Origin of the sequence: Bartonella sp. TS82HLJMH (assembly GCF_042193495.1) — a bacterium.
In the GTDB taxonomy this organism is placed as follows: domain Bacteria; phylum Pseudomonadota; class Alphaproteobacteria; order Rhizobiales; family Rhizobiaceae; genus Bartonella; species Bartonella grahamii.
Window position 1 is genome coordinate 1 of the sequence record NZ_JBHILU010000048.1, and the last position, 2,792, is coordinate 2,792.

The window sequence follows — 2,792 nt, forward strand, 5'->3', positions numbered from 1 at the left end:
AAATGAATTCTTAATTTTTCTCGTCTCATGGAGGCGATAGAGAATGTCTTCGCCCATTTAAAACAGTGGATTTCAAAAATTAGCCCTTGAATTAGCTTGTTTTATGGATTTTACGATTCTAATGACGTATACTTAATGCGACAAACTTCGGAATTTTCGTCCTTTAAAGACGGGAAAGAAGTCAGATTTTTGTTAAACAACACGATTGCTTGTCTTGTATAGATCAGGGGGGGGATAATGAGAACAAATTTAAGTGGTCGCGTAAAAAATACGTCTTTACCAAAAACGCATGCTCTACTACCTCTTTTTGAAGCAGTTGTGAACTCCATTCATTCTATTGAAGAAACAGGAAACGATTTTTCCTCAAGTCACATTACAATCTCAATCATAAGATCAGAGCAAGCTTTACTACCACTTAAAGGCACTGAAAAACTAAACAAAACAGAAATTGTAGGTTTTAAAATAACCGATAATGGTACAGGCTTTAATGAGCATAATTTTCAATCATTTGAAACTTTAGACTCAGATTATAAGGTAGAAAAAGGTTGCCATGGTATAGGACGACTTTTATGGCTTAAAGCTTTTAATAATATAAAAATCAGAAGTATTTATAAAACAGATGAAGGGTTAAAAGGGCGTGAATTCTCATTCGACGCTGACTTTGGTATAAAAGCATTACGCGAATTTCAAGATAATTGTACAAAAAGAGAAACTGTTGTTGAATTAAAAGATCTGAAAAAAGATTATAAAAATAACATTCCCAAAAAGCTACAATCTATTGCAAATGCACTCTTAGAACATTGTCTCTGGTTTTTTGCAAGAAACGGCAGTTGTCCCTCTATAACCATTGAAGATGGCTCTGAAAAGATATTGTTGAATGATCTATATAAACAATGCATACATGAAGCAGTTTCTAATGAAGAAATAGAAATTGGAGATTATAACTTTTCTATTATGCATATTAAATTTAGAAACTTACCTTTAGATAATCATATTTTATTTTTTTGTGCAGGCAATAGAGTTATCACAGAAAAAGTATTATCTCAGAACATTCCTGGTATGCAAGCAAAGCTGCGAGATGATATAGGTGAATTTATCTACTCTTGCTACGTAAGCTCTCCTTTTTTGGATGAAAGAGTACGTTCTGAAAGAATAGGCTTTAATATTCAAGAAAATTCTACAGAGTTGTTTGAGAAGGTAGAGATATCATTTGATATGATACAGAAAGCTATATTCCCTAAAATTCAAAAACATTTAGATAAAGAATTAAAGCAAAACATTCAAAACAGTAAGAAAATAATTGAAAAATTCGTAGCTGAAAAATCACCACGTTACCGTACAATTCTAAAACATTTAACTGAAAATGACTACATAGCTTCTCCCTCAAGTTCTGACCAAAGCTTAGAGCTTTTCCTTCATAAACATCTTACTAAATTAGAAGAAAAGGCTTTAAAAGAAGGTCATGATATTTTGCAAGCTGAACAAAACGAAAATTATGAAGAATACCTAAATAAAGTTAGCGCATATGTAGAAACTGTAAATGATCTTAATCGCTCCGATCTGATAGGTTACTTATGCCACAGAAAAGTTATCTTAGATCTTTTAGAAAACGCCTTAAAGAAAAGCGATAAAGGTTACGCTAAAGAAAATGTTATTCACAAACTCATAATGCCAATGAAGTGTGATTCCAATGACATTTCTATGGATAATTGTAATTTATGGTTGATAGATGAAAAGTTAGTTTTTCATGATTATTTAGCTTCTGACATCTCATTGAAAGCAATGCCTATTACAGGTGCTATAGAAGATAAAAGACCTGATATATGTGCCTTAAATGTATACGACAAAGCTCTTTTAATATCAAATGAAGAGCCCATGAAATTAGCGTCTCTTTCTGTAATAGAAATTAAACGCCCAATGAGAGATGATGCACAATCGGGAACGGAAAAAGATCCTATTAAACAAGTGTTGGACTATCTAGAAAAAATTAGAGAAGGTGATGTACAAACATACAATGGTCGTCCTATAAAAGACTCTCTTAATATACCTGGTTATTGTTATATTATCTGTGATTTAACTGATAGTATAAGAGAGTGTTGCAAACACTCGAATTTAAGAATAACAGGTGATAACATGGGGTATTTTGGATATAACGAGAATTATAAAGCTTATATAGAAGTGATTTCATTTGATAAGCTTGTAGATAATGCCAAGAAAAGACATCGGTTATTTTTCGATAAGATGAATTTGCCAATAAAATGACCTATCCCCTCCCCGCTTTTGAAACGGGGGAAAAGAGATTATATCGTAATCTATCCGCTAATCGTTTAAGTGTTTCTTAAATACCTGACTCGACAATAGACATATTATCAAGCCTCTCCTGATATAAATGCAGCCCACTGTTCCAAGAGAACATGTCGCTGTTCTAAAAAGTCTGTTCGCATATAAGCCTTTGTCACTGAACTCCCAACTGAATGGGCAAGAACAGTTTCGGCAATCTCAAATGGTGTTGACGTTGTCTCTGCTATCCAATCCCGTAAGCTTGAACGAAAACCATGGGGACGATAAGTCAAACCACAAACTGTCATATATTTTGCCATGCTTGCATCAGAAATTGGCTTGCCGGTAAGACCAGAAAAGAGAAAACCATTTTTTTCAAAGGGGAGAGTTTTTTCAATAACTCTCAAAGTTTCATCACTTAGTGGCACACGAAAGTCTGAAACTTTCCCTACAATACCTTTCATGTTTTCTTTTGGTATCGTCCATATATTTTTGTCAATTTGTTCAAGGCG

General features: G+C 33.4%; 2 protein-coding genes. One reads left to right on the forward strand and one right to left on the reverse strand.

The window, feature by feature from the left end:
- Window positions 1-237 precede the first annotated feature (237 nt).
- Complete coding sequence (locus ACFIKO_RS09000; RefSeq protein WP_375673839.1) at window positions 238-2,262, forward strand: hypothetical protein; 2,025 nt, start codon at window positions 238-240, stop codon at window positions 2,260-2,262.
- A 107-nt stretch (window positions 2,263-2,369) separates the two neighbouring features.
- Here ACFIKO_RS09000 and ACFIKO_RS09005 read toward each other — a convergent pair.
- Window positions 2,370-2,792: tyrosine-type recombinase/integrase (locus tag ACFIKO_RS09005; protein WP_375673841.1), on the reverse strand; the 423-nt coding region annotated here is incomplete at its 5' end.

Coding starts and splice junctions, on each gene's coding strand:
- ACFIKO_RS09000 (WP_375673839.1), top strand. CDS start 238: ATGAGAACAAATTTAAGTGGTCGCGTAAAAAATACGTCTTTACCAAAA.